This window comes from Streptomyces sp. NPDC020597 (genome assembly GCF_044335095.1).
Taxonomy (GTDB): Bacteria; Actinomycetota; Actinomycetes; order Streptomycetales; family Streptomycetaceae; genus Streptomyces.
Genome location: NZ_JBIRUL010000072.1, coordinates 1 through 1,983, shown reverse-complemented (window position 1 = coordinate 1,983; position 1,983 = coordinate 1). Strand labels below are relative to the sequence as shown.

General features: G+C 69.3%; 1 protein-coding gene. It reads right to left on the bottom strand.

The window, feature by feature from the left end:
- Positions 1-57: 57 nt before the first annotated feature.
- The gene (locus ACH4ZA_RS39840) at positions 58-1,860 is read right to left on the bottom strand and encodes an IS481 family transposase (RefSeq protein WP_398433891.1); all 1,803 of its coding nucleotides are present in this window, start codon (positions 1,858-1,860) and stop codon (positions 58-60) included.
- Positions 1,861-1,983: the final 123 nt, after the last annotated feature.

Genomic DNA, 1,983 nt, shown 5'->3' with positions numbered 1-1,983 from the left:
TGTCGGGTCCCAGGTGATGCCTGACGTTCTGATCCCAGATGATGCTTGACGGTGGGCCTAGACAACATCGAAGACTTCACGGGGCTTGTTGGCTTTCACATTACGGACCGGGACGTCGGTCGTGCGCCGGATGACCCGGACCTGGCCGTCCAGCTCGACCGTGATCGTCGACTCCGCCACGTGCACGGTCACGGTCTGGCCTGCGTAGGGGCGGCCGAGGGAGACGACCTGCCGGCAGACCATGACCGTGCCCACCGCGCTGACCCGCCGCTGCACGCGCACCGGCTCCACACTCGGCCTGGGCGGCGGGCCCGCGGGCCGCAGGCCCCGCAGACGCTGGACCTCGTCGGGGTCGAGCGGGTTGGGCCGCACCCGCAACAGCTCCCGCGAAGACGGATCGAAGAACGACAGCGTCTCGTCATCGATCCGGATGCCCACCTGACGGCCACCGAGGATCTCCGCCGCCAGCACCTGACGCCCGCCCAGCGTCACCAGCCCGCTGTTGTTCACGACCCGGTCCACCTCGAACGCAGTCGCATCACCAGCCGGCAGCGGCACCGGTCCGGCCGCACGACCTCCCTGGGCCGCCAGCACCGCAAGATCAGAGACGGACAGGTGCGAACGCACGCTCTTGATCCGCGTCCCTGCGATCAGCAGATGGATCACCGCAGTGTCGGCCCAGAACGTCACTGTCAGCCCTGCGCGGGCCGGACCGAGCCAGAACTGCTTGCCCGCGACCTGCAGGTTCCCACTCGCAGGGACCACCCGCTCGAACTCCACCGGCCCACCGTGCTCCACCGGCACCGGCACCGTCTCAGGCGGATCCGCAGGACCCTCGGGCACCACATCGGCAGGATCCGGGATCACGGAAGCCGTCCGCTGCTGCGGCACCAGCGCGAGCACTCCGGGCACCCGCACCCCCAGCACGCTCCGCTCCTGCTCAGGAACAGGGGCGAACCGGTCCGCCGGAGAATCCATGTCCAGCGCCTGATGCGGACGCACGGAGTTGTATTCCTGAACCCACGCATCCAGCGCCGTCTGAGCCGCCCCGATGCTCTCGAACGCTCCGCAGTCGTCGAGGAGTTCGCGCCGCAGGGTCTGATGGAACCGCTCGACCTTGCCCGTCGTGGTCGGCGACGCCGGCTGCGTCAGCCGGTGCGCGATCCCGTTCTCCCGGCAGATCCGGTCGAACAGCACCTCACCGCCCTGCCCGAACCGGTCGGTGAACTGCTTGCCGTTGTCGGTCAGCACCTCTTCCGGCACCCCGAACATCTGCAGAGCCCGCGCGAACGCCGAGCACACCGCCCGACCGGTCGCCCGCTCCACCACCGACGCGATCACGCAGTACCGAGAATGATCGTCCACACCGGTCACGATCTTGGCCTCGGTCAGCTCGCCGGTGACCGGGTCGACCAGCATCACCCCGCCGACGATGTCCATCTGCCACAGCTGCATCGGCCGGTCCCGCTGCCAGCGCTTGTAATCCGACCGCTTCCGCCGCCGCACCCCAGGCTCCACCAGCCCGTGACGCACCAGGATCCGATACACGGTCATCCGCGACGGCACCGGGCTCACCGCCCCGGACCGCTCCAGGACATGAGCGATCCGCCGCGGCCCCCACCGCGGATGCTGACGCCGCAGCTCGCACACGGCCGCCTCCACCTCGGCAGACGCCTGATGCGGACACGACGCCGGCCTACGCGACCGGTCCGCCAACCCGGCCAGGCCCGCGGCCTCATACCGCGACTTCCACCCGCTCACCGTCTGCCGCGACACACCCAGCCGGGCGGCGACCTCCGTCACCGTCGCACCCGCCAGCACCGCCAGAACAGCCCGGTATCTCTGCTCGACAACCGACAACTCCACCAGAGCCAATCCCGGCCTCCTGCCACACGCCGCAACGACGTGCACAGCAAAGCCGATCACGGCCACCGTCAACCATCAGCTGGGATCGAAGTGTCAAGCATCTCCCGGGACCGGACA